Consider the following 20,629-nt stretch of genomic DNA (forward strand, 5'->3'; position numbering starts at 1 on the left):
TCAGTTCCTCTCAAGAAAACGCAGGGCCGCCCCAAGTTTTCTTGCCCCCCTCGGGGGGCGGGCCGGGCTGGGCCCGGCCTTGGGGGCGCTAAGTTGAATCAGGCGGGGGTGGTTGGCCATCAGCTGGTTGGCAGTGGCATAGAGGCCGAACAGGGCGAGGGTGCCGCCGGCGACGGTGAGGTAGTCGATCCACATCAGGTCACGGCTGCCGCCGTCCTGTCCGCCGAGCACGGCGAGGATCATCAGCAGGGTGTTGCGGGCGGGGAGCGCCCAGCTGAGGGTGGTGTGCCCCCCTGCTCCGCCGCAGCCGCAGTCGATGTCGGTGTGGCCGCGCAGCAGGTTGGCGACGACGCCGGCGGTGGCAAGGCCGAGCACCGCCACCGACAGCACCAGCCCGACGCTGCGGGTGGCATCCAGCAGCAGGGCGACGCCGGCCACCGCCTCCAGCACCGGGAAGGCCCGGGCGAAGAGCGGCACCAGGGCCTCGGGCAGCAGCCGGTACAGGTCGACCGATGCCTCGAACACCGCCAGGTCGCGCAGCTTCTGCCACGCCCCGGTGAGCAGCACCACCGCGATCGCCGCCCCGCAGGCGCGGGCCAGCACGGGGTCAAGAGCCAGGGCGTCCATCAGTGCAGCTCCATCTGGGTGGGCGTCTCGCCGATGCCTTCCATGCGCTTGGCGAGGGCGAGCTTGCCCTTCGCGTCGAACACCGCAATGGCGGCCTTCACGCCGTCGTAGGCAAACAGGCGGGCACCGTCGCCCTGGCTCACGGCCAGCGCGATGGCGTTGTTGCCAGGGGTGCGGGCGACGCGCTTCTTGCTGGCCAGATCGACGGTCCAGATCTCCTTGGCCGGCGTCTTGTGGCTGCCCTCAAAGCCCTTGTCGTGCATCCCCACGAACAGCCGGCCGCTGGCGTTGTGCTGGGCGATCAGCTGGTAGCCGCCGGGGCGCCAGCCCTGCTTGCGGTCGGCGGCGGAGAGGATCGACCAAGGCGCGTCGAAGCTCGCCACCTCGCCGCCCACGTGGGCGGTGTAGACGTCGCCCAGGAAGGACACGAAGCGGTAGCTGTCGCCGTCCTGCTCGCCGTGGATGAAGATCGGGTCCTTGTCGGCGTCGAAGAACTTCGCGCTGCGCTTCTGGTTCGCCACCTGGCCGGCGGCGTCGAGGCTGACGGTGAGCAGCGTGCCGTCGCCGCAGACGGTGGAGAAGCGCCCGCCGGTGCTGGCCGCCGGCAGGATGCTCCAGCAGCCGGGCGTCGCCACCTCGGCCACCATCCGGCGCTCCTTCAGGTCGATCACCCCCACCGAGGTGGCCGGGGTGGCGAACTGCACGAACAGCCAGCGCCCGTCGCTCGACGGCCGGATCGTGCCCTTGTAGTTGAGCGACTGGGCATGGCGCGGCGGGATGGCGATCTCGCCGGTCTTGGCGAGGGTCTGGGCGTCGTGCACGTCCACCACGTCGGTGCGGGTGCCGTGGTTGAGGCGCGTGTAGTAGGTGGTCGCAACGAAGATTTCCTTGCGATCAGCCGACAGGATCGCCTGGCCGGCGTAGCCCGTGGCGATCACCCCTTCGTAGCGCAACGAGGTGCCATCCACCACGTGCAGGCGTCCATCCACGATGTGGCCGATGGAAACGTCCGACAGATAGATGCGATACGGATTGGCCGGCGGCAGCTTGCCGGTGGTTATCACTTCCGGAGCCAGTTCGGCGCTGGCGCCGGCACACAGGCCCAGCAGCAGCAAGCTCCCCGCTAACGATTTTCGAAGCACGTTTTCCTCCTTCTTGCTGCGGTGCCCGAACCGTCGTCTCTCTGTCGGGGGCACCTGTCAGTCGTCCCGCCTGGGGCACTCCCGGGGCGGGCTTCCCGCGTTCCGGACATGGCGTTCCGGGCTGCGGTTGGAGGCATAGTGGGGGCTACCCAAAAAGGGCGCTATCCAATATCGGCAATTCCAATTTGGTGCAAGTGCCTGTCCAAAAAGGGGATTTTTGTGTGCACTGCACCATCGTTGTGCGGCGCACAACAAGAGCTACAAGACCCTTGCGGATTTGGGGCAATTGGTATTACTTTGATTTTAAGAGTCGTAAGACCGCCCTAAACCACACCAAAACAGAGAGCACAGCCATGGACTTGCAACCGAGGAGGAGCGACACCGAACCCAGCCCGCTCAGCGCATTTGCCACCACCCGCACCGAAGACGCCCACGAGCACGCATGCAGCCTGCAACAGTGGATCCAGACCTACGAACAGCTCTCGCCGGGCCGTTTCAACGGCGAGATCGAAGAGGCCTGGTTCGGCAATGTGCAGGTATTCCGTGAGCGTACGAACCAGATGGTTCACGAGGCCGGATCTTCCTGGAAAGGCTCGCGGACATTCGGGATTCCGCTGAACCTCGAAGGCCAGGGCTGGTACTGCGGCGAGTCTTTCGACCGGGACACGATGCTCACCTTGCATGGCGGCGACGAGCTCGATTTCCGCACCCCGCGGCAGCTCGACGTGGTGGCCATCACCACCAACAAGGAGGTCTTCAACAATTACGCCCTGCGCACCGAAGGCCGCGACATCGAAGCCGAACTCGGCAAGCGGCGGATCATCCCCAGCAGCGCCGAGAAGATGCAGGAGCTCAGCGCCCTGCTCCTCACCGTGCTCGACACGGCCCGCAACACCCCGCACATTCTTGGACACGCCGCCATGCGCAAGGCGATGGAGCACGCCATCTTCGACAGCCTGCTAGCCGTAATCGGCAACGGCGTCGATGCGCTTCGTCCGCCATCCACCAGCCAGGCCCGCCGCCAGATCGTCGATCGCGCCCGGGAATACATGCGCCACCACGTGAACGAGCCCATCACCGTGGCCGACCTGTGCGCCGAACTCAACGTGTCACGCCGCACGCTGCAATACAGCTTCCAGGACGTGCTCGACGTAAATCCGGTGAGCTTCCTGCGGGCCATGCGCCTCAACGGCGTGCGCCGCGCCCTGCGTAACGGGGACGGCCGCGAATCGGTCACCGACGTGGCGCTGCAGTGGGGCTTCCTGCACCTCTCCCACTTCGCCGCCGACTACAAGGCGATATTCGGCGAGCTGCCCTCCGAAACCCTCCGCCGCCGGCTGGGCGTGCCGGATGCAAGCTTGACGACAGACTCCTGACCGACATCGGCAACGCGCCCTGCGCCGTCCGGCGCAAATAAAGCAGAAAGCCCTCGATTTGAGGGCTTTCTGCTTTGGAGCAAAGGCTAGCCGGCAGTCGCCGGACGGGTCAGAACCGGCCGAGTTTGCGGTACAGCGTGTTGCGGCTGATCCCCAGCCGGCGGGCGGCGGCGGAGATGTTGCCGTTTTCGGCTTCGAGGGTGCGCTGGATCATGTCGCGCTCGATCTCCTCGAGCCGGCCGAAGGCGGCTGCGCTGGTGGGCACGGCGTCGGCACAGGCCATGGTCTCGGCGACACGGGCGGCGACGGGTTCGGGCGTGGCCGGGCTGGAGGAAGCCAGGGCGCCGATTTCCTCGAACACGTCGTCGGGCAGGTGCCAGGTCTCGATCACGTCCTCGTCGTCGTCGAGGAGCGCGATGCCCACCTTGATGACGTTGCCGAGCTGGCGGATGTTGCCCGGCCAGCGGTAATTCAGGAAGGCATCCATCACCCTGCTGGAGACAGTGACCGGGCGGTCGGGGCCGGCCTCTTCGCGGAGCAGCTTGTCGATCAGGCTGCCGATGTCGCTGCGCTCGCGCAGCGACGGCAGGTTGATGCACAGGCCGTTGAGGCGGTAGTACAAGTCTTCGCGGAAGCCGCCGCGGGCCACTTCTTCCTTCAGCCGGCGGTGGGTGGCGCAGACCAGGGTGATGTCCACCGGAATGCTCTTGTTGGTGCCGAGCGGGGTCACGCAGCGTTCCTGGAGCACGCGCAGCAGGCGGGCCTGGAGCGACAGGGGCATGTCGCCGATTTCATCGAGGAAGAGCGTGCCGCCGTGGGCCTGCTGGATCTTGCCGACCGCGCCTTCCTTGCGGGCGCCGGTGAAGGCGCCGCCGGAGTAGCCGAAGAGCTCGGATTCGATCAGGGTTTCGGGGATCGCCGCACAGTTGAGCGCCACGAAGGGGCCCTGGCCGCGGGGGCCGCTGTTGTGGAAGGCCTTGGCGAACATCTCCTTGCCGGCGCCGGATTCGCCCTGGATCAGGATCGGGATGTCGCGGCCGAGTACGCGGGTGGCCTTGTCGATGGCGGCCTGCAGGCGCTCGTCGCCAGTGGACAGCGACTTGAGGGTCAGGCCGGGACGGGCGGTCGGGCGGATGTTCTCGACCACCTTGGGCGCCTTGCCCACGCGCTCGCCACGGGCATCCAGCAGCACCGGGCCGGAGGTGGCCAAGGCGGTGAGGTTGCCGCGCAACCGGCCATAGAAGCGCTCGCCGTTGCGGCCGTTGATGGCGATCAGCGACGACGGGTCACGCCGGGCGCGGTCGACCAGGGTGCCCAGGGGAACGTCGAACAGCATGGTGTAGTGGCGGCGGGGCAGATCTTCGCGGCGCATGCCGAGGAGGTCGAGGGCAGCCTGATCGGCGCCCAGCAGATCGCCATCCGGGCCGATGGCCAGCAGGGCCTCGCAGAGGCTGCCCACGTGGTCCGGGCGGGAGTGGAAGCTGAGCAGGCCCTGGTGGGCGAACTCGGCTTCGAAGATACGTTTCTCGATGATGCGGGACGACATTTTTACGAGACCCAGCGAGTGGCGTTGATAAGCCCGGTAGTCGCTGGAGATGTCCAGCGCCCCGATCAGACGCCCCTGCGCGTCCAGGATGGGCGCGGCACTACAGGTTAGAAAGGCGTTGCTCTCGAAGAAATGTTCGGAGCCGAAGACATTAACGGCATTGCGCTCGGCAAGTGCAGTCCCGACTGCGTTTGTTCCGCGATCGAATTCGTTCCAGCTGGCGCCGGGGCGCAGGGCGACCTGTTCGGCGCGGCTGAGGAAGTCCGGATCGCCGTAGCTCTGGATCAGCATGCCCTGGGCGTCGGCCAGGATCACCATGCTGTGGGAGTTGCGGATCTGCTCGAAGAGATGCTCCAGCACAGGCTGGGCATGGGACAGCAGGGTGCGGTTGCGTTCGCGGGCTTCGGTCACGGCGCGCATGTCCGGATCGCGGGTGCCCTTGAAGGCCGGATCGAGCCCCGCCTGCCGGCAGCGCTCCCAGGAGCGCAACACGTTCCGGTCGAGCAAGGCTTCCGGCACCTCGCCCCGATCGAAATACAGGGAACGCGCCTCCTGAAGGCTCATCGAACGAGCCTCGGTATTGAAAGGTACCTGCATGTGTTCGTCTCCTCCGCTATAACGGATTGTGTTCCGGGTTTTAACCCGGTTTATGGTGAGTGCTCCAAAATGTAGCAGCCGAATCATATTTCAGCAATGTGACTGCTCCACGGCGGATACCCATGAGCAAACTCCGTTCCAGTTTATTCACCCATAAGAAAAACTAAGAAACCCGCCTCCAGCGCCGGAAAGCCGAGACACCCCCGCAGAAGCCGTGACAAGTGGCACGCCCCTTGCTGAATGATGCCCACCACGGCGATGCCTGTTGCGCCCCGCGCCCCATCGCTCGACGCATTCCAATCCAGACCAAAGGTGACCCAGGTGACTGCTCGCAACTTCTTCTCCCGCCCTCTCCGTGCTCTCTCCACCGCCGTCCTGGCCCTGGCGGCCGGTGCCGTCATTGCCCACGGCGACGTGACGCCCCAGGCGGTGGACACCTCCTCCCTCAAGCAGGTTGGCAAGGAGTGGCTCACCAAGAACCCGTATCTGGGCAACAAGGAAGCGATCCGCATCGGCGACTCGGCCTTCAACCAGAACTGTGCCCGCTGCCACGGCCTGGGCGCCGTGTCCGGCGGCATCGCGCCGGATCTGCGTTACCTGCCGGCCGGCCAGGAAGGTGACGAGATCTTCCTGCAGCGCATCCGCCACGGCGCGACCCGCGACGGCCGCGTGTACATGCCCCCGTTCGAAGGCATCCTGTCCCAGGAAGCCATGTGGACCATCCGCGCCTGGCTGGAGACCGTCCGTGAAGACTGATCGCCGTCGATTCCTGCTTGCCGCCGGGGCCGCCGCCCTGGCAGCCAGCCTGCCGGCCCAGGCCGACGGTCTGGCCGAGATCCGCCAGCGCGGCAGCCTTCGGGTTGCCGTTTACAACGGCTTCGTGCCCTGGTCCGACAAGGGCAACGGGATCGACGTGGAGCTTGCCCAGGCGCTGGGCAAGCAGCTCGGCATCGCCACCCAGGTGGTCGGCTACAACGCCGACGAGGACATGGACGACGACCTGCGGAACATGGTCTGGAAGGGCCATTACCTGGGCCAGCAGCCGTCGGACGTGATGATGCACGTGCCGGTGGATTCCTACCTCCAGGGCAAGAACGAGAAGGTCAAGATCTTCGGGCCCTACCACCTGGAAACCATTGCGGTTGCCCGCATCCAGCGCATCGGCTCGATCCGCGGCTCGGCCGCGACCGCGCTGGAAGTCTTCACCCGCGAGAAGATCGGCGTCGAAGGCCGCTCGCTGGCCGATGCCTTCCTGCTGGGCGTGCTCAACGGCCGCCTGCGCGAGAATGTGGTGCATTTCAACAGCGTGGCTGCCGCCGTCGAGAAGCTGAAGGCCGGCGACCTGGCCGCCGTGATGGGCCCCCGCTCGGAGATCGAGCAGGCGCGGGGCAAGGACAACCGCTTCACCCTCGAAGTGGTTCAGATGCCGGAACTCAAGATCAACAGCTGGCCCATCGGCATGGCCGTCAAGGCCGAGGAGACAGCCCTGGCCGACACCGTTGGCGAGGCGCTGCGCGTGCTGCAGAAGAATGGTACCGTCGCGTCCATCTTCGCCCGTCACGGCATCACCTATGTCCAGCCCACGCTCTGATTCGATGATCCGCACCCTGCTGGCCGGCTGCGCCCTGCTTCCCGCAGCGGCGCTTGCCGCGCCCTTCGCCTACGTCCCCAACGAAAAATCCGGCACGGTGTCGGTGATCGACACCGCCACCGACACCGTCGTGCGCACCCTGCCCGGCGGCGCCCGCCCCCGCGGCATCGCCAGCGACGGCAAGCGCCTGTTCATCAGCGAGGCGCCGTCGGATGGCCTGGTGATCGTCGATATCAGCGCCGAGGAACCCACCCGGCACATCCGCCTGGGTGAATCGCCCGAAGGCGTCAGCGTCTCCGCCGACCGCAAGCGGGTGGCGGTGGCGGTGGAAGAATCCAACAGCGTGGTGGTGCTCGATGCCGCCACCGGGCGCAAGCTCGCCGACATCCGCGTGCGCGGCAAGAACCCGGAACACGCGGTGTTCAGCCCGGATGGCCGCTGGCTGCTGGTGAGCGCCGAGGACGCCGAACAGGTCGATCTGGTGGATGTGAAGGCCCGCCGTCAGGTGGCGCAGATCCCGGTGGGCGCCCGCCCCCGCGGCATCGGCTTCACCCCGGACGGCAGCCGCGCCTACGTGGCCTGCGAGCTGGTGAGCACGGTCTACGCCATCGACATGGGCAAGCGCAAGGTGATCGCCACGATCAAGGCGGGCACCTTCTCGAACGGTGTGGCCGTGGCGCCGGACGGCCAACGTGTTTATGTTTCCAACGGCAAGGACGGCACGGTGAGCGTGATCCGCACCGCCGACAATCAGGTCGAAGCCACCCTGCCGGTGGGCAAGCGGCCCTGGAACATGGCCCTCACCCCCGATGGCCGCAAGCTCTACGTGGCCAACGGCCGCTCCAACAGCGTCTCGGTGATCGACACCGAACGTCTCACCACCATCAGTGAAATCCCCGTCGGCGAGCTGCCGTGGGGCGTCGTCGTGCAGCCCTGACACAGGGCGTCGCGACACAAACTGAACCATCCCGACACACCTGCTCCACTTTGGAGCAGGTGTGCACGCCCCACATCAGAGCTTCAGGATCCACTCGATCGCGGCCTTCAGATCAGCATCACTGATCTTGTCCGGGCCGTTCGGGGTCATCGGAATCTGGCCCCACACACCGGAACCACCGTGACGCACCTTGGCGCTCAGCACCGCCACTGCGTCGCCCTGCCCCTTGTACTTGGCTGCCACGTCCTTGTAAGACGGGCCGACGCGCTTCTGATCGACTGCATGGCAGGCGGTACAGCGGGCCTTCTTGATGATCTCCTCGGACGCCATCGCCGGCGCGGCCGCGGCCACACCCAGCGCAATCGCGCACATCATCGGAATGAATTTCATAGCTCCTCCTTGGATCGGACTTGTGATTGGTCTTGGCGGCGGCCTGCAGACCACCCGCCCCGCCACCATTGCAAATTTCGTGCGCCGATGCCACCCACCCCAAACTGAAGGCCAATCCCTTTCCCAACAAGCACTTGCCCGATCCGGGCAGGATGCGAGCGGGCAGCGGCGCTGCTCCGCGGCTGCACACCTGCTCCATCCCGACACGCACCACGGAACACTTTTCCGCCCACGGCCGGCCTTTAGGGGGCGGTAGACCGGGCCAATCCTCTGGCATGTTTCCTGCACGGTCTCACCCGTGAAAAAAGCCGATCCCACCTCGCCAATCCCCGCAGTGGAAGCCATCCGGCGCTCCTGGGAGCGCTGCGCCGCCAACGGCCTGCGCAACAACGAACATCTGCCCGACGGCATCCTCCCCCGGGCCAGCCTGGCCGACCGGCTCGAAGGCAACGCGCGGCTGGTGGCCTACGCCCAGCCGATCATGGAGCACCTGCACCAGCAGATCGCCCGCTCGTCCTCCACCATCCTGCTGGCCGACGACGCCGGGATGATCCTGCGCGCAGTGGGCGATGCCGATTTCGCCGAACGCGCCGCGCGGGTCGCGCTGCAGCCCGGCGTGTCGTGGGCCGAATGCACCATGGGCACCAACGCCATCGGCACCGCGCTGGCCGAACAGCGCCCGATGGCGGTGATCGGCACCGACCACTTCCTTGAGCGCAACCGCTTCCTCACCTGCGTCGCCACCCCGATCCACGGCCCGGCCGGCGGCGTGCTGGGCATCCTCGACATCTCCACTTCGGCCCAGCTCAGCCAGATCCACGCCCAGGCGCTGATCCAGACCACCGCCGAGATCATCGAGAACCGCCTGATCGAGAGCATCCCCGAAGCCGCGGTGACGATCCGCTTCCATCCCCAGGCCGAAGCGCTGGCCTCGCCCCTCGAAGGGCTGGCGGTGTTCAACGAGGCCGGCGAGATGCTCGCCTGCAACCGGCGCGGCGAAACCCTGCTGGGCATCGGCGACAGCCGCAAGGAGCGCCCGGCCTTTTCGCGGATCTTCGAGACCCGCTGGACCACCCTCCTCGACCACGCCCTGTCGAGCAGCCTGCGCCCCACCCTGCTGTGCGCCCACGGCGGCCGCGAATTCGCCGCCCGGGTCCAGGCCGGCCGGCTCCAGGCCCTGCGCCCGGTGGCCGCCAGCGCACCCGGCACGCCCGCCGCCCGCCGCGGCGTAACCCTCGAAGACCTCGACCTGGGCGACCAAACCGTCGCCTCGGCGGTGCGCCGCGCCCGGCGCATCGTCGGGCTCGACATCCCGCTGCTCATCCAGGGCGAAACCGGCACCGGCAAGGAAGTCTTCGCTCAGGCCTTCCACCACAGCAGCCCGCGCCGCGACGGCCCCTTCGTGGCCATCAACTGTGCGGCCATCCCCGCCAACCTGATCGAGGCCGAACTCTTCGGCTACCGGGCCGGCGCCTACACCGGCGCCCGGGGCGAAGGCGCCCGCGGCAAGCTGCGCGAAGCCCACGGCGGCACCCTGTTCCTCGACGAAATCGGCGACATGCCGCTGCGCCTGCAGGCCGTGCTGCTGCGGGTGCTCGAGACCCGCCGGGTCACGCCCCTGGGCGGCGGCCCCGAGGAGGCCATCGACCTGGCGCTGGTGTGCGCCAGCCACCGGCCGCTCAAAACCCTGTGCGAGACCGGCGAGTTCCGTCCCGACCTGTATTTCCGCCTGTCGGCCATGAGCCTCGCGCTGCCCACCCTGCGCGAGCGCAGCGACATCGAGGCTCTCGCCCGCCGCATCCTGCGCGACGAATCCCCCGACCGCCCCCTGCGCCTGGCGGCCGCCACGCTGGACGTGATCCGCCGCCACCAGTGGCCCGGCAACATCCGCGAGCTGAAGAACGTGCTGCGCCTCGCCACCGCGATGCTGGGGCCGGACGAAGCCACCATCACCCCCGACCACCTGCCCCACGACCTGATCGACGCCAGCGAGACGCGGCCCACCACGCAAAGCCTGCGGGCCGCCGAAACCCGGCTGGTGGAAGAGACGGTGGCCCGCCACGCCGGCAACATCTCCGCCGCCGCGCGGGAGCTGGGCATCACCCGCACCACCCTCTACCGCAAGCTGCGGCGCGGCTGACCCTGCCCGCAGCTGCCCGACCGCGCCGGGCCGTGGGATACTCGCGGGCGTCCTTTTTCAGCCTTGTCTGCCATGTCCAGGTTCCGCGCCATCGCCGCCCCTCTCCTCGCCACCCTCGCCCTTGCCGGCTGCGAGGAACCGCCTTCGCCCCTCGTCCCCGAACTGCAGCAGCAGTTCCGGCCTGGCTATCCCCTCGCCGACGCCATCCAGAGCCTCAAGGCCCGCAACGCCACCCTCTCGGTGTACAACCGCAGCGAATGCGAATCCCTGGCCCGGGCCAACACCATGACGTCGCGCCTGCGCCCCAGCGGCGGGCCGTGCATCTTCGGCAAGATCCCGGTCTCGAAGAACTGGCTGGGCGGCCACACCGACGTGATCCTGCAGCTCGTCTTCAATGCCGAGGACAAGCTGGCGGATGGCGACTTCGAGGAAATTCGCGTGCCCTTCGGCTGGAACTGACCCACCGCCCCTGACACCCCGCCGGGCATCCCGGCCCCCCACGGCCAAGGCGCGCCCGCGCCCTGACAGACCTGCAACTCCACTGCCAGCACTGCCAGGCGCGCTGCCACCACGCCACCGCGACAAGACGCCGTGCTCAGGTGGTCGGCAGCACGTCCCCATTTCATCCCTACCCGCGCCCGCCGGGACTCGTCCGAACCGCCCGAACACTGCCAGAAACGCTGCCAGAAACGCTGCCAACCAACGCCACGGCAGCCCATCCTGGCAGTCAGCCTGCGTCCGATTGCCGCACCAGAAGCAATCACAATCCATTGATTTAAAAACATTTAATCAAAAATTGCGAAATGGCACGGGAATTGATTGGGTAACCCCCATCAACAACAAACGCTGCCAGACATGTCGCTTCACCCCACCGCCAGGCATCTCGGCTGGCTCATCGTCGTCAAGCTGCTCGCCCTCGTGGCGCTGTGGTGGTGCTTCGTGCGCGATGCCAGGCTCGAGGTGGACGCGCAGGACATGTCGAGGCAGCTCGCCCCCAACCCCGTCGTCCAAGGAGCACCTCGTGGTCAGTGAACAACTGGTCGATCTATCGCGGCTGCAGTTTGCCGCCACCGCCCTTTACCACTTTCTGTTCGTCCCCCTCACCATCGGCATGGTGTGGCTGCTGGTCATCATGGAATCGGTCTATGTGATGACCGCCAATCCCCTCTACAAGGACATGACCCGCTTCTGGGGCAAGCTCTTCGGGATCAACTTCGCCCTCGGCGTCACCACCGGGATCACCCTCGAATTCCAGTTCGGCACCAACTGGGCCTATTACTCCCACTACGTCGGCGACATCTTCGGCGCACCGCTCGCCATCGAGGGGCTGATGGCCTTCTTTCTCGAGTCCACGATGATCGGGCTGTTCTTCTTCGGCTGGGACAGGCTGGCGCGCAAGGAGCACCTGCTCGTCACCATTCTGATGGCGGTCGGCACCAACCTCTCGGCATTGTGGATCCTGATCGCCAACGGGTGGATGCAGAACCCGGTGGGCGCCGAGTTCAGCTACGTGACGATGCGCATGGAGATGACCGACTTCTGGGCGGTGGTCTTCAACCCGGACGCCCAGGCCAAGTTCGTGCACACGGTGTCGGCCGGCTACGTCACCGGCGCCATGTTCGTGCTGTCGATCTCGTCCTGGTATCTGCTGCGCGGGCGCGACGTGGAGTTCGCCAAACGCAGCTTCGGCATCGCCGCCGCCTTCGGATTCGCTTCCGTATGCTCGGTGATCGTCCTCGGCGACGAATCGGGCTACACCGTCGGCGAAGCCCAGCAGACCAAGCTGGCGGCCATGGAGGCGATGTGGGAGACCGAGCCTGCACCAGCCGCCTTCAATCTGATCGCCATCCCCAACGAGGCCGAGATGAAGAACGACTTCGCCATCGAGATTCCGTGGGTGATGGGCCTCATCGGCACCCGCTCCCTGGACAAGCAGATTCCCGGCATCAAGGAGATCAAGGCGAAGAACCGGGAACGCATCGTCTCCGGCATCGAGGCAGTGACGGCCCTCGACGCCCTGCGCCGCAATCAGAATGATGAAGCCGCCCGCCGCAAGTTCGAGCAGCACAAGGCCGACCTGGGCTTCGGCCTGCTCCTCAAGAAATACGTCACCCGCCTGGACGACGTGACGCCGGCCATCATCGACAAGGCCGTGAATGACACGGTTCCCCGCGTCGCCCCGATGTTCTGGAGCTTCCGCCTGATGGTGGCCCTGGGCTTTGCGATGCTGCTGCTCTTCGGGCTCTCCCTGTGGCATTCGGTGAAGGGCGACTTTGCAGACCGGCGCGGCCTGCTGCGGGCAGCGCTGTATTGCCTGCCGATGCCGTGGATCGCCTGCGAGGTGGGCTGGTTCGTGGCCGAATATGGCCGCCAGCCCTGGACCATCTACGGCGTGCTGCCCACCCACCTTTCCGTATCGACCCTGAGCGTGGAGAGCCTCTATGGCTCCCTCGCCGGCTTCGTCGGCTTCTACACCGTGCTGCTGATCGTCGAGATGTTCCTGATGATCAAGTTCGCCAGGCAAGGGCCGGGCAGTCTCGGCACCGGTCGCTACGCCAACGAAGCCCACGCCTGAACCGAGGACGATTCCAAATGCTCGACTATGAAACCCTCAAACTGATCTGGTGGCTGCTCGTCGGCGTCCTGCTGATCGGCTTCGCCATCATGGACGGCCACGACATGGGTGTCGGCACGCTGCTGCCCTTCGTCGGCCGGAACGACACCGAACGGCGCGTCGTCATCAACACCATCGGCCCGCACTGGGACGGCAACCAGGTGTGGTTCATCACCGCCGGCGGCGCCATCTTCGCCGCCTGGCCGCTGGTCTATGCCACCGCCTTCTCGGGGCTGTACTGGGCCATGCTGGCGGTGCTATGGGCGCTGTTCTTCCGCCCGGTGGGCTTCGACTACCGCAGCAAGATCCACGACCCCCGCTGGCGCAGCACCTGGGACTGGGGCCTGTTCGTCGGTGGCGCCGTGCCGCCGCTGATCTTCGGAGTCGCCTTCGGCAACCTCTTCCAGGGCGTGCCCTTCAGCTTCGACGATCACCTGGTATCCACCTACTCCGGCAGCTTCTGGGCCTTGCTCAACCCGTTTGCCCTCCTCACCGGCGTCGTGTCGACGGCGATGATCACCTTCCACGGGGCCATCTACCTGGCCCACCGCACCCAGGGCGAAATCCAGTGGCGGGCCCTGCGGGCAGCCGGCTTCTTCGGCGGGCTGACGATCCTGAGCTTTGCCGCAGCGGGCCTGTGGCTGTGGCTGGCGATCCCCGGCTACGTCATCCAGTCGGCAGTCGACGGCGCGGCGCTGCCCAATCCGCTGGGCAAGACCGTGATCCGCGAAGCCGGCGCCTGGTTCGCCAACTACCGCGCCCAGCCCGCCACCGCCGCGCTGCCCCTGGCGGGCATCGCCGGTGTGCTGGCGGCCCAGATGCTCGCCCGCCGCGGCCGCACCCTGGCCGCCTTCTGGGCCTCGGCACTGGCGATCGCCGGCATCATCGGTACGGCCGGCGCGGCCCTGTTCCCCTTCGTGATGCCGTCCTCCCTCGACCCCAACGCCAGCCTGACGGTGTGGGACAGCGTCTCCAGCCAGCTCACCCTCAACATCATGCTGTGGGCCACGCTGATCTTCATGCCGCTCATCGTGCTCTACACCAGCTGGGCCTACCGCGTGATGGGCGGCAAGGTCACCCCCGCCTACGTCCGGGAAAACAGCCATTCGGCTTACTGAGGAGTCAATCGCATGTGGTATTTCACCTGGGTCCTGGGCGTCGGCTTTGCCGTCTTCCTGGCCATTCTCAACGCACTGTGGGCCGAGCACGAGGCCAGCCGCCAAGCCACATCCCGAGGTTCGCACGATGAACGCTAGCCCCTACGACCAGCTGGGCGAGGCGGGCATCGACCGGCTCGTGGAGCGCATCTACCACTGGATGGCCGAGCTGCCCGAAGCCGAGGCGGCGATGCGCCTCCACCACCCCGACATGAGCGAGGTCAAACAGCGCCTCGCCGCCTTCCTGAGCGGCTGGCTGGGCGGGCCGGACCGATTCCGCCCCCTTTACGGCGAACCTTTCATGCGGCGCCGGCACATGGCCTTCCCCATCGACAGCGCCGCCCGCGACGCCTGGATGGCGGCGTTCCGCAAGGCCCTCGACGAGGTGGTGGACGAGCCCGGGCTGCACGCGTGGCTGCTGGCCCGCTTCCAGGCCATGGCCGATCACCTGCGCAACCGGGCAGACTCCAGCGCCCCCCAGGCGCACACCGGCTGCAGCTGCAGCACGGCCTGAACGCGCTGACCATGCTGATGAACACTGGCACACCTCCTGTAACCCACGAAATGCCGGCCACACTGCCCGAGACACCTTCGCCACGGATGCACCTGCCCTGCCTGGCCGTTGCCATCCTGATCATGCTGGGCGGCTCGCTGAACCCCTTCCTGATGGCCGGTCCGCAAGGGCAGGCCGACCACGGGATGGCCTTTGCGCTGCTGATCGCGATGACCGCCGGCATGGTGCGTGGCGTCGGCTTCGTGCCCGTGGGCCGGATCTGGCGCTGGCTGTTCTCTGGCTGGACGTGCCTGCTGTGCCTGATTGCCGCCGCAGCCATGAGATTTTTCGCATGACGCCCATGACACCAGCCGGTTCCGGCAAGCCCGTGGCCCCTTCACCACCTTAGGAAACACCCCATGAAACACCTGTTCATCGCCACCTCCCTCAGCCTGCTGGCCCTGTCGGCCCAGGCCGTGGACATTGCCGTTCCGGCCGCGGAAGTCCACGCCCGCGTACAACAGCCCAACCAGAACCTGCTCTTCGTGGACGTGCGCGATCCCGTCGAGATCATGTTCGTCGGCTTCACCGACGCAGTGCACGTGAACATCCCCTTCCTGATGGTGGACCGCACCGCCTGGGATGCGAAACGCGGCGTCTACAAGCTGGTGCAGAACCCGGAATTCGTCAGCCAGATCAAGGCCGAACTTGAACGACGGGGCCTCGGCATGGATGCCGAAGTGATCACCTTGTGTCGTTCTGGGAGCGAACGGGGCGAGCCGAGCGCGAGCTTCCTGCGCAGCAACGGCTTTCCCAATGCCCGTTACGTGATCGACGGTTTCCAGGGCACGCCCCTCAAGGAGGGCCCCCAGGCCGGACTGCGGGTGGTCAATGGCTGGCAGAACAGTGGCCTGCCCTGGAGCACGAAGATGAACCCGGCCAAGATGTACCGTCTCGACAAGCACTGAGGCCATGCCGGGGCGTCACGCATCCATCGTCCCCGGCGCCCCGATTGTTCAGCCTGCTGAACAGTGAATCCCGCGCGGGCGTCTTCCGCCACTGCAACCATATCCCTAAACTTGCGCATCCAGCCCGGCCCAGCGCCGGGCGGCACGCCGTTTACTCCAGGGATTTGCAATGCAGCTCACCCCCCGTCTCGTCCTGATGCTCGCCACCCCGCCCGCCATGTGGGCCACCAACGCGGTGGTCGGCCGCATGGCCATCGGCAGCATCGACCCGCTGCTCCTCAACGCCCTGCGCTGGGTGGTGGCTTTCGCGCTGCTGCTGCCCCTGGGCTGGGCGGCCATCGGCACCCCGGCGGCGCGGGCGCAGATCGTTGAACGCTGGCGCTACCTGCTGGTGCTGGGGGTGATCGGGGTGGGCGCCTACAACGCGCTGCAATACATGGCCCTGCGCACCAGCACGCCCCTCAACGTCACGCTGATCGCTTCCAGCTCCCCGGTGTGGGCGATGGTGGTGGGCGCGGTGGGTTACAAGGTTCGCCCCACCCGGCTGCAGCTCATCGGCGCGCTGCTGTCGCTGGCGGGCGTGGCGCTGGTGATGTCCCGGGGCAACCCGGCGGCGCTGGCCGACATCCATTTCGTGCAGGGCGACCTGCTGATGCTGGTGGCGATCATCGGCTGGTCGCTCTACAGCTGGATGCTCGCCAAGCCGCCCGCCCACATGCTGGGCGCGGCGCGGCCCAACTGGAACTGGGCGCAGTTTCTGGTGGCCCAGGCAATCTTCGGGGTGAGCGGCGCGGTGGCGACCGCGGTGGTGGGCGACATGATCGCGCCCTCGGCCCCGACCCAGTGGTCGTGGCAGCTGGTGGCGACCATCCTGTTCGTGGCCATCGGCCCGTCGATCATCGCCTACCGCCTGTGGGGCCTGGCAGTGGCCGAGGCGGGGCCGGCGATGGCGTCGATCTTCTACAACCTCACGCCACTGTTTGCGGCAGTGCTCTCGGCCGCGGTGATCGGCGAAGGCCCGCAGCCCTTCCACGGCGTCGCCTTCGGGCTGATCGTGGCCGGCATCGCGGTGTCGTCGCGATCGACGGCGGCGCGGGCCGGCAAGTAGGTCGCCCCAGAAACAGCAAGACCCCGGCGGGGGGACGTCCGGGGTCTTGTTGCTTGCGCCTGGCGCTGGCGGATTACTTGGGCGCCAGGGTCAGGATCCACTTCACCAGTTTCTTGGCGTCGGTTTCCTTGATGGCCACCTTGTTGGGGGGCATCGCCAGGCCGCTGACCTTGTCCTTCCAGTGGCTGCCGTAGGGGTTGGAGCCTTCCAGCACCACGCGGGTCAGGAAGACGTCGGCGCCCGGCTTGCCCTTGTACATCTTGGCGACATCCTGCCAGGCCGGGCCGATGGGGGCCATGCCGTTGGGGCCGGGGGTGCCGGACTCGATGGAGTGACAGGTCAGGCAGCCGCTCTTCACGGCGAGGGCCTTCATGTCATCGTCAGTGGCTGCCGCAGCGGTCGTGGCGACCAGGGCCAGCATCACCGGAACGACGGTGTTACGTAAGGCAATCATGTTTCTTCTCCTTGGCTAAAAATCGAAAGACACCCCGAGCGAGCCCGGCAGGGGCGACCGACTGGCCTGCCCCCACCGCACCGTCAGGTGCATCTGCGTTAAATCCGTGTTCCCGCCCAGTTTCCGCCGGATCGGGAACGCCTGCTTGTGAATCGTCTGCTGGCCTGGGCAGCGCCTGCGGGTGACCGCTTCGGCCCGCATGGCGAGCCCTCAGACCTGGGCCAGGGGCAGGCACAGGCGCACCTGCAGCCCGCCGCCCGGGGCCTCGTCGAACCAGCACGAGCCCCCCGCCATCTCGGCCCGCTCGCGCATGCCGAGCAGCCCGCCGCGGGAGCGCCGGACGATCTCGCTGGCCTTGCCCACGCCATTGTCGGCCACCGTCAGCTCCACCGCCTTGCCCACCTCGCGCAGGGTCAGCCGCACCTGGCTGGCCACGCTGTGGCGCAGCACGTTGGTGAGCGCCTCCTGCACCGTGCGATACAGGGCCAGCCCGGCCGCCGGCGGCAGCGCCGGGAGCGATTCGGGGAAGGCCGCCTCGATACCGATCTGCGGCGCCCGGCCGCGCCAGCCGCTCACCAGATCGTTCAGGGCGTCCATCATCTGCAGGCCTTCGAGGCCATGGGGGCGCAGCTGGGACAGCAGGTTGCGCACCTGGGCGAGCATGCGGGTGGATTCGTTGCGGATGTCCCGCGCGCTGTCGGCCAGATCATCCGGCGACGCCCGGCCGGCGTGGCGTTCAATGTAGGCGGCGGAGACATTGACTGCCGTGAGAGACTGGCCGAGCTCGTCGTGGAGTTCCCGGGCCAGCTCGCGGCGCTCGTTTTCCTGCAGCTCAAGCAGCTGGCGGGCAAGCTGCTGGCGGGCCTGGCGGGTTTCGGAAAGCTCGCCGGACATGCGCTCGATGGCGCTGGCGATGCTGGCAAACTCCTTCAGCCGGAAGGCCGGCAGGCTCACCCGGCCTTCGTCGCGGCCCACCCGGGCGAGGCCGTCTTCCAGCTCACGCACCGGCTTGAGCGCCCGATGGGCTGCCAGCCAGGCCACCACCGCCATCGCCAGGGAGAACACCAGCAAGGTCGCCATGATGCGGGCGCCGTCACGCAGGATTTCGTGGATTTCGGCCCGGGCATCGGCGCGGATCACCAGCGTGCCGTCGCCCAAGGGAATGCGCCGCTCATGGATCTCGCGGCCGTCGAGCAGGTAGTCCACCAGCGGTTCCATCAACCCGCCACGGGCGGGCGCCAGACCCTGCTCCAAATTTGAACGCTCCACATGGAGCGCAACGTGTCGTAACTGACCACCTGCCAGCAGGGCTTCCAGGTCGCCCGCGCGGGATTCCGGCGCGGCACTCACCGCCAGCATGGTGTTCACCAGGCGCGTCGAGGCAGCCATTTCCTCGGCCACATCCTCGCGCAGCGCCAGTCCAACCCACGCCGCCGCTGCCAGCAGCAGCGCGAGGGCGAATCCGAGCACATAGCCGAACAGTCGCCAGCGTAGATCCATGGGTGTCTCCCCTTATATTCCTTTGGGAGTAATCAGAGCAAGGCATGTGCCAGCCCGCCGGCATGAGCGCACAACGCCGTCCGCGCGGCCAGAATGAAGAAACCGCCGCTTCCGGCTGGAAGACGGCGGTTCCGGCGAAACCCGTGCGGCCCGTCAACGGGCAGCCACGGCGGCAATCACGGCATGCAGATCTGGCCGGTGACGGCGGACGGTGCGCCAACGGTGGTGCCCATCACGTTGAGGTGGCCGCTGACATTGGCAAAGGCGCCCTTGCCGTCGGAGCCGGAGATCAGGATCTGCTCGGTCATCAGCTTGGGCACGACCTGGCCGGTGGCCGACAGCTGGGGCTGGATCACCACCACGTCGGTGGTGTAGATCGCGGTACGGCGGGCCCCGTGGCCCAGCCACATGGTGGTGCGGGCGGTCTGGACGATCTGGCGCGGCAGCGGCGAACCCGCGGCCGGCACCGCCACCGGCGCCACCGTGACCGGCGCACCGGGCACCAGGCTGGCCATCGGCTCGATGGTATTGCCCGCATAGCCCGTCGCCGCCGGGAAGCCGGCCAGGGACAGCTGGACGCTGAAGCAGTCACCACCGAACAGCGACGCCGGCGTTCCCGGCTGGGCCACCGTCCGGATCGTGCAGGCCGCGTCGGGCAGCAGCCTGGCCGTGCCGATCACCGGCACGCAGACGGCGCCGGCAACGCTGGAGGCAAAGGTGAGCAGCAGGGGAAGGGCGAATTTCGGGGTCATGCGAATGCTCATGATGAGATGAACTCCGGTGTCGGATGAGGGGAAGACGAAAGCGTACCGGAGCTGTCGTAGCGATTCACGAAGAACAACCCAAATTGGGTGGCGGCGCATCTCAACGGAAACGTGACTTTCCGCACACCGGCGGGCACATCGGCGACCGGGCCCATCAATGCTGGATGCTTCGCAGCAGGGCCACCAGTTCGGCCTGACGGGTCGTGCGGGTCTTCTGGAAGATGCCCTGAAGCTGCGTCTTGGCGGTGTTGGTGGACACGCCGACCCGGGAGGCGACATTTGCCAGCGCGCCCCCACCCAGCAGCGCGCAGGCCAGCCGCGCCTCGGCCACGGTGAGCCCGAAGCCCTGCTGCAGCACCGCCTCGCTGGGCGGCGCGAGGGGATCGGTCACCTTGACGAGCACACCCAGCTGCTCGAACCACGGCCGCCCGCCCACCTGCATCAACGGCGCGACCGTCACCAGCAGCGGCGGGCCGTGCTCGCGATCCAGCGCCAGGACGGGCGGGCTCGCCCCCGGCCGGTGCAGGTTGCCCTTGGCGAGTTCCAGGGCATCCGAAAAGGCGCGCTTGAATCGCGACTGGGCCTCGGAGGACACGCAGCGCAGCACCTGATCCGCTCCCAGGCGAAAGACGCCGCCCGCCGCAAGCAAGGCGTCGAAGGCCGGATTGGCCTCGCTCAGGCGGCCATTCCCGGCAATCGCCGCCACCGGCTCGGGGCTTGCCTCGACACCCCGGCTGCCGAAGGCCAGCGCCCGGGCAAACGCCGCCAGCCGCCGCGAGATTCGGATGGCCCGATCGAGGTGTGGCAACAGCAGGGCCAGGATCGCTCGCTGTTCCTGGCTGAAAGCCTCCTCCACGCCCACCCGCAGCAGCACCACGTTGCCATGCCGGGCGTTCTCCACGGCCAGCTTGGCCATCAGGCATTCCTGCAGGCCGCAGGGCAGCAGGTATTCCCGATAGACGGGGCTCCCCAGCCGGATCTCGTCCGACAGCGCCTCCCGATCGGAAATCCACTGCATCTCGGGGGATTTCATCATCACCGGCAGGCGCGGATCAATCTGGGCATAGCGCTTGAGGTAAACGTGGTGCGCCTCTTCATCCACGTTGTAAAGCACGTGCCGCCAAAGCACCGACTGCGCGTAGTCCATATCCACGAACACCGCTGCCTGAGTGTAGTGGTCAAGTATTTTCGGACACCCCGATAGGGTGTTTTGCTGCCATGTCCC

General features: G+C 67.2%; 22 protein-coding genes. 14 read left to right on the top strand and 8 right to left on the bottom strand.

Annotation, left to right across the window (positions count from 1 at the left end):
* Positions 1-627 (bottom strand): MauE/DoxX family redox-associated membrane protein, encoded by a 627-nt coding sequence (locus Q0672_RS09560; protein ID WP_153159772.1) that lies wholly within the window; start codon positions 625-627, stop codon positions 1-3.
* On the bottom strand, positions 627-1,769 hold the full coding sequence (locus tag Q0672_RS09565; protein WP_298621762.1) for an amine dehydrogenase large subunit: 1,143 nt from the start codon (positions 1,767-1,769) through the stop codon (positions 627-629). The genes Q0672_RS09560 and Q0672_RS09565 overlap by 1 nt, the downstream gene beginning before the upstream one ends.
* 353 nt (positions 1,770-2,122) lie before the next feature.
* Between Q0672_RS09565 and Q0672_RS09570 the strand changes: the two genes are divergently transcribed.
* Positions 2,123-3,145, top strand: coding sequence for a helix-turn-helix domain-containing protein (locus Q0672_RS09570; RefSeq protein ID WP_298621763.1), 1,023 nt, complete (start codon positions 2,123-2,125; stop codon positions 3,143-3,145).
* A 109-nt stretch (positions 3,146-3,254) separates the two neighbouring features.
* On the opposite strand, the gene Q0672_RS09575 is transcribed toward Q0672_RS09570, so the two are convergent.
* A complete protein-coding gene (locus Q0672_RS09575; RefSeq protein ID WP_298621764.1) occupies positions 3,255-5,288 on the bottom strand; it encodes a sigma-54-dependent Fis family transcriptional regulator in 2,034 nt (677 codons plus the stop codon).
* A 375-nt stretch (positions 5,289-5,663) separates the two neighbouring features.
* Here Q0672_RS09575 and pedF point away from each other — a divergent pair, with 375 nt between their 5' ends.
* From pedF to Q0672_RS09590, 3 genes are read left to right on the top strand one after another with little or no spacing between them, the layout of a single operon-like run.
* Complete coding sequence (gene pedF / locus Q0672_RS09580) at positions 5,664-6,044, top strand: cytochrome c-550 PedF (RefSeq protein ID WP_228111754.1); 381 nt, start codon at positions 5,664-5,666, stop codon at positions 6,042-6,044.
* Positions 6,034-6,879 (top strand): ABC transporter substrate-binding protein, encoded by an 846-nt coding sequence (locus tag Q0672_RS09585; RefSeq protein ID WP_298621765.1) that lies wholly within the window; start codon positions 6,034-6,036, stop codon positions 6,877-6,879. Before pedF ends, Q0672_RS09585 begins: the two co-directional genes overlap by 11 nt.
* On the top strand, positions 6,860-7,816 hold the full coding sequence (locus Q0672_RS09590) for a beta-propeller fold lactonase family protein (protein WP_298621766.1): 957 nt from the start codon (positions 6,860-6,862) through the stop codon (positions 7,814-7,816). The genes Q0672_RS09585 and Q0672_RS09590 overlap by 20 nt, the downstream gene beginning before the upstream one ends.
* Before the next feature lie 75 nt (positions 7,817-7,891).
* Here the strand turns inward: Q0672_RS09590 and Q0672_RS09595 are convergent, their stop codons facing one another.
* The gene (locus Q0672_RS09595) at positions 7,892-8,206 is read right to left on the bottom strand and encodes a c-type cytochrome (RefSeq protein WP_153159777.1); all 315 of its coding nucleotides are present in this window, start codon (positions 8,204-8,206) and stop codon (positions 7,892-7,894) included.
* 298 nt (positions 8,207-8,504) lie between these two features.
* Here Q0672_RS09595 and Q0672_RS09600 point away from each other — a divergent pair, with 298 nt between their 5' ends.
* The 10 genes from Q0672_RS09600 to Q0672_RS09645 all read left to right on the top strand — a co-directional run bounded on the left by Q0672_RS09600 (position 8,505) and on the right by Q0672_RS09645 (position 16,686).
* Positions 8,505-10,346 carry a sigma-54-dependent Fis family transcriptional regulator gene (locus Q0672_RS09600; RefSeq protein ID WP_298621767.1) on the top strand — a complete coding sequence of 614 codons (1,842 nt, stop codon included), beginning with the start codon at positions 8,505-8,507 and terminating at the stop codon, positions 10,344-10,346.
* 72 nt (positions 10,347-10,418) lie between these two features.
* A complete protein-coding gene (locus tag Q0672_RS09605) occupies positions 10,419-10,805 on the top strand; it encodes a hypothetical protein (RefSeq protein ID WP_298621768.1) in 387 nt (128 codons plus the stop codon).
* A 396-nt stretch (positions 10,806-11,201) separates the two neighbouring features.
* Complete coding sequence (cydP, locus tag Q0672_RS09610; RefSeq protein ID WP_194271107.1) at positions 11,202-11,378, top strand: cytochrome oxidase putative small subunit CydP; 177 nt, start codon at positions 11,202-11,204, stop codon at positions 11,376-11,378.
* Complete coding sequence (locus Q0672_RS09615) at positions 11,368-12,921, top strand: cytochrome ubiquinol oxidase subunit I (protein WP_298621769.1); 1,554 nt, start codon at positions 11,368-11,370, stop codon at positions 12,919-12,921. Before cydP ends, Q0672_RS09615 begins: the two co-directional genes overlap by 11 nt.
* Before the next feature lie 17 nt (positions 12,922-12,938).
* The gene (gene cydB, locus Q0672_RS09620; protein ID WP_298621770.1) at positions 12,939-14,078 is read left to right on the top strand and encodes a cytochrome d ubiquinol oxidase subunit II; all 1,140 of its coding nucleotides are present in this window, start codon (positions 12,939-12,941) and stop codon (positions 14,076-14,078) included.
* 12 nt (positions 14,079-14,090) lie between these two features.
* Positions 14,091-14,216: a cytochrome bd-I oxidase subunit CydX gene (gene cydX, locus Q0672_RS09625; protein ID WP_153159782.1), complete on the top strand. Its 126-nt coding sequence runs from the start codon at positions 14,091-14,093 to the stop codon at positions 14,214-14,216.
* The gene (locus tag Q0672_RS09630; RefSeq protein WP_153159783.1) at positions 14,206-14,631 is read left to right on the top strand and encodes a group II truncated hemoglobin; all 426 of its coding nucleotides are present in this window, start codon (positions 14,206-14,208) and stop codon (positions 14,629-14,631) included. The genes cydX and Q0672_RS09630 overlap by 11 nt, the downstream gene beginning before the upstream one ends.
* 11 nt (positions 14,632-14,642) lie before the next feature.
* Positions 14,643-14,966 (top strand): cyd operon YbgE family protein, encoded by a 324-nt coding sequence (locus Q0672_RS09635; protein ID WP_298621771.1) that lies wholly within the window; start codon positions 14,643-14,645, stop codon positions 14,964-14,966.
* A 63-nt stretch (positions 14,967-15,029) separates the two neighbouring features.
* The gene (locus tag Q0672_RS09640) at positions 15,030-15,578 is read left to right on the top strand and encodes a rhodanese-like domain-containing protein (RefSeq protein ID WP_153159785.1); all 549 of its coding nucleotides are present in this window, start codon (positions 15,030-15,032) and stop codon (positions 15,576-15,578) included.
* A 169-nt stretch (positions 15,579-15,747) separates the two neighbouring features.
* Positions 15,748-16,686, top strand: a complete 939-nt coding sequence (locus Q0672_RS09645; protein ID WP_298621772.1) for a DMT family transporter — start codon at positions 15,748-15,750, stop codon at positions 16,684-16,686.
* A gap of 73 nt (positions 16,687-16,759) precedes the next feature.
* Here the strand turns inward: Q0672_RS09645 and Q0672_RS09650 are convergent, their stop codons facing one another.
* The 4 genes from Q0672_RS09650 to Q0672_RS09665 all read right to left on the bottom strand — a co-directional run.
* A complete protein-coding gene (locus Q0672_RS09650; protein WP_298621773.1) occupies positions 16,760-17,140 on the bottom strand; it encodes a c-type cytochrome in 381 nt (126 codons plus the stop codon).
* A 210-nt stretch (positions 17,141-17,350) separates the two neighbouring features.
* A complete protein-coding gene (locus Q0672_RS09655; RefSeq protein ID WP_298621774.1) occupies positions 17,351-18,640 on the bottom strand; it encodes a sensor histidine kinase in 1,290 nt (429 codons plus the stop codon).
* Positions 18,641-18,816: 176 nt separating this feature from the next.
* The gene (locus tag Q0672_RS09660; protein ID WP_298621775.1) at positions 18,817-19,404 is read right to left on the bottom strand and encodes a hypothetical protein; all 588 of its coding nucleotides are present in this window, start codon (positions 19,402-19,404) and stop codon (positions 18,817-18,819) included.
* A gap of 154 nt (positions 19,405-19,558) precedes the next feature.
* On the bottom strand, positions 19,559-20,629 hold a 1,071-nt coding region (locus Q0672_RS09665), incomplete at its 5' end, for a hypothetical protein (RefSeq protein ID WP_298621776.1).

It is taken from the genome of uncultured Zoogloea sp. (assembly GCF_937894855.1).
GTDB classification, from domain to species: Bacteria; Pseudomonadota; Gammaproteobacteria; order Burkholderiales; family Rhodocyclaceae; genus Zoogloea; species Zoogloea oryzae.

Excerpts from the sequence above, each read along its gene's own strand:
- Q0672_RS09660 (WP_298621775.1), bottom strand. The coding sequence starts at position 19,404 with ATGAGCATTCGCATGACCCCGAAATTCGCCCTTCCCCTGCTGCTCACC.
- Q0672_RS09650 (WP_298621773.1), bottom strand. The coding sequence starts at position 17,140 with ATGATTGCCTTACGTAACACCGTCGTTCCGGTGATGCTGGCCCTGGTC.
- Q0672_RS09630 (WP_153159783.1), top strand. The coding sequence starts at position 14,206 with ATGAACGCTAGCCCCTACGACCAGCTGGGCGAGGCGGGCATCGACCGG.
- Q0672_RS09590 (WP_298621766.1), top strand. The coding sequence starts at position 6,860 with ATGTCCAGCCCACGCTCTGATTCGATGATCCGCACCCTGCTGGCCGGC.
- Q0672_RS09570 (WP_298621763.1), top strand. The coding sequence starts at position 2,123 with ATGGACTTGCAACCGAGGAGGAGCGACACCGAACCCAGCCCGCTCAGC.
- Q0672_RS09640 (WP_153159785.1), top strand. The coding sequence starts at position 15,030 with ATGAAACACCTGTTCATCGCCACCTCCCTCAGCCTGCTGGCCCTGTCG.
- Q0672_RS09635 (WP_298621771.1), top strand. The coding sequence starts at position 14,643 with ATGCTGATGAACACTGGCACACCTCCTGTAACCCACGAAATGCCGGCC.
- Q0672_RS09560 (WP_153159772.1), bottom strand. The coding sequence starts at position 627 with ATGGACGCCCTGGCTCTTGACCCCGTGCTGGCCCGCGCCTGCGGGGCG.
- Q0672_RS09645 (WP_298621772.1), top strand. The coding sequence starts at position 15,748 with ATGCAGCTCACCCCCCGTCTCGTCCTGATGCTCGCCACCCCGCCCGCC.
- cydP (WP_194271107.1), top strand. The coding sequence starts at position 11,202 with ATGTCGCTTCACCCCACCGCCAGGCATCTCGGCTGGCTCATCGTCGTC.
- Q0672_RS09655 (WP_298621774.1), bottom strand. The coding sequence starts at position 18,640 with ATGGATCTACGCTGGCGACTGTTCGGCTATGTGCTCGGATTCGCCCTC.
- cydB (WP_298621770.1), top strand. The coding sequence starts at position 12,939 with ATGCTCGACTATGAAACCCTCAAACTGATCTGGTGGCTGCTCGTCGGC.
- cydX (WP_153159782.1), top strand. The coding sequence starts at position 14,091 with ATGTGGTATTTCACCTGGGTCCTGGGCGTCGGCTTTGCCGTCTTCCTG.
- Q0672_RS09575 (WP_298621764.1), bottom strand. The coding sequence starts at position 5,288 with ATGCAGGTACCTTTCAATACCGAGGCTCGTTCGATGAGCCTTCAGGAG.
- Q0672_RS09595 (WP_153159777.1), bottom strand. The coding sequence starts at position 8,206 with ATGAAATTCATTCCGATGATGTGCGCGATTGCGCTGGGTGTGGCCGCG.
- Q0672_RS09605 (WP_298621768.1), top strand. The coding sequence starts at position 10,419 with ATGTCCAGGTTCCGCGCCATCGCCGCCCCTCTCCTCGCCACCCTCGCC.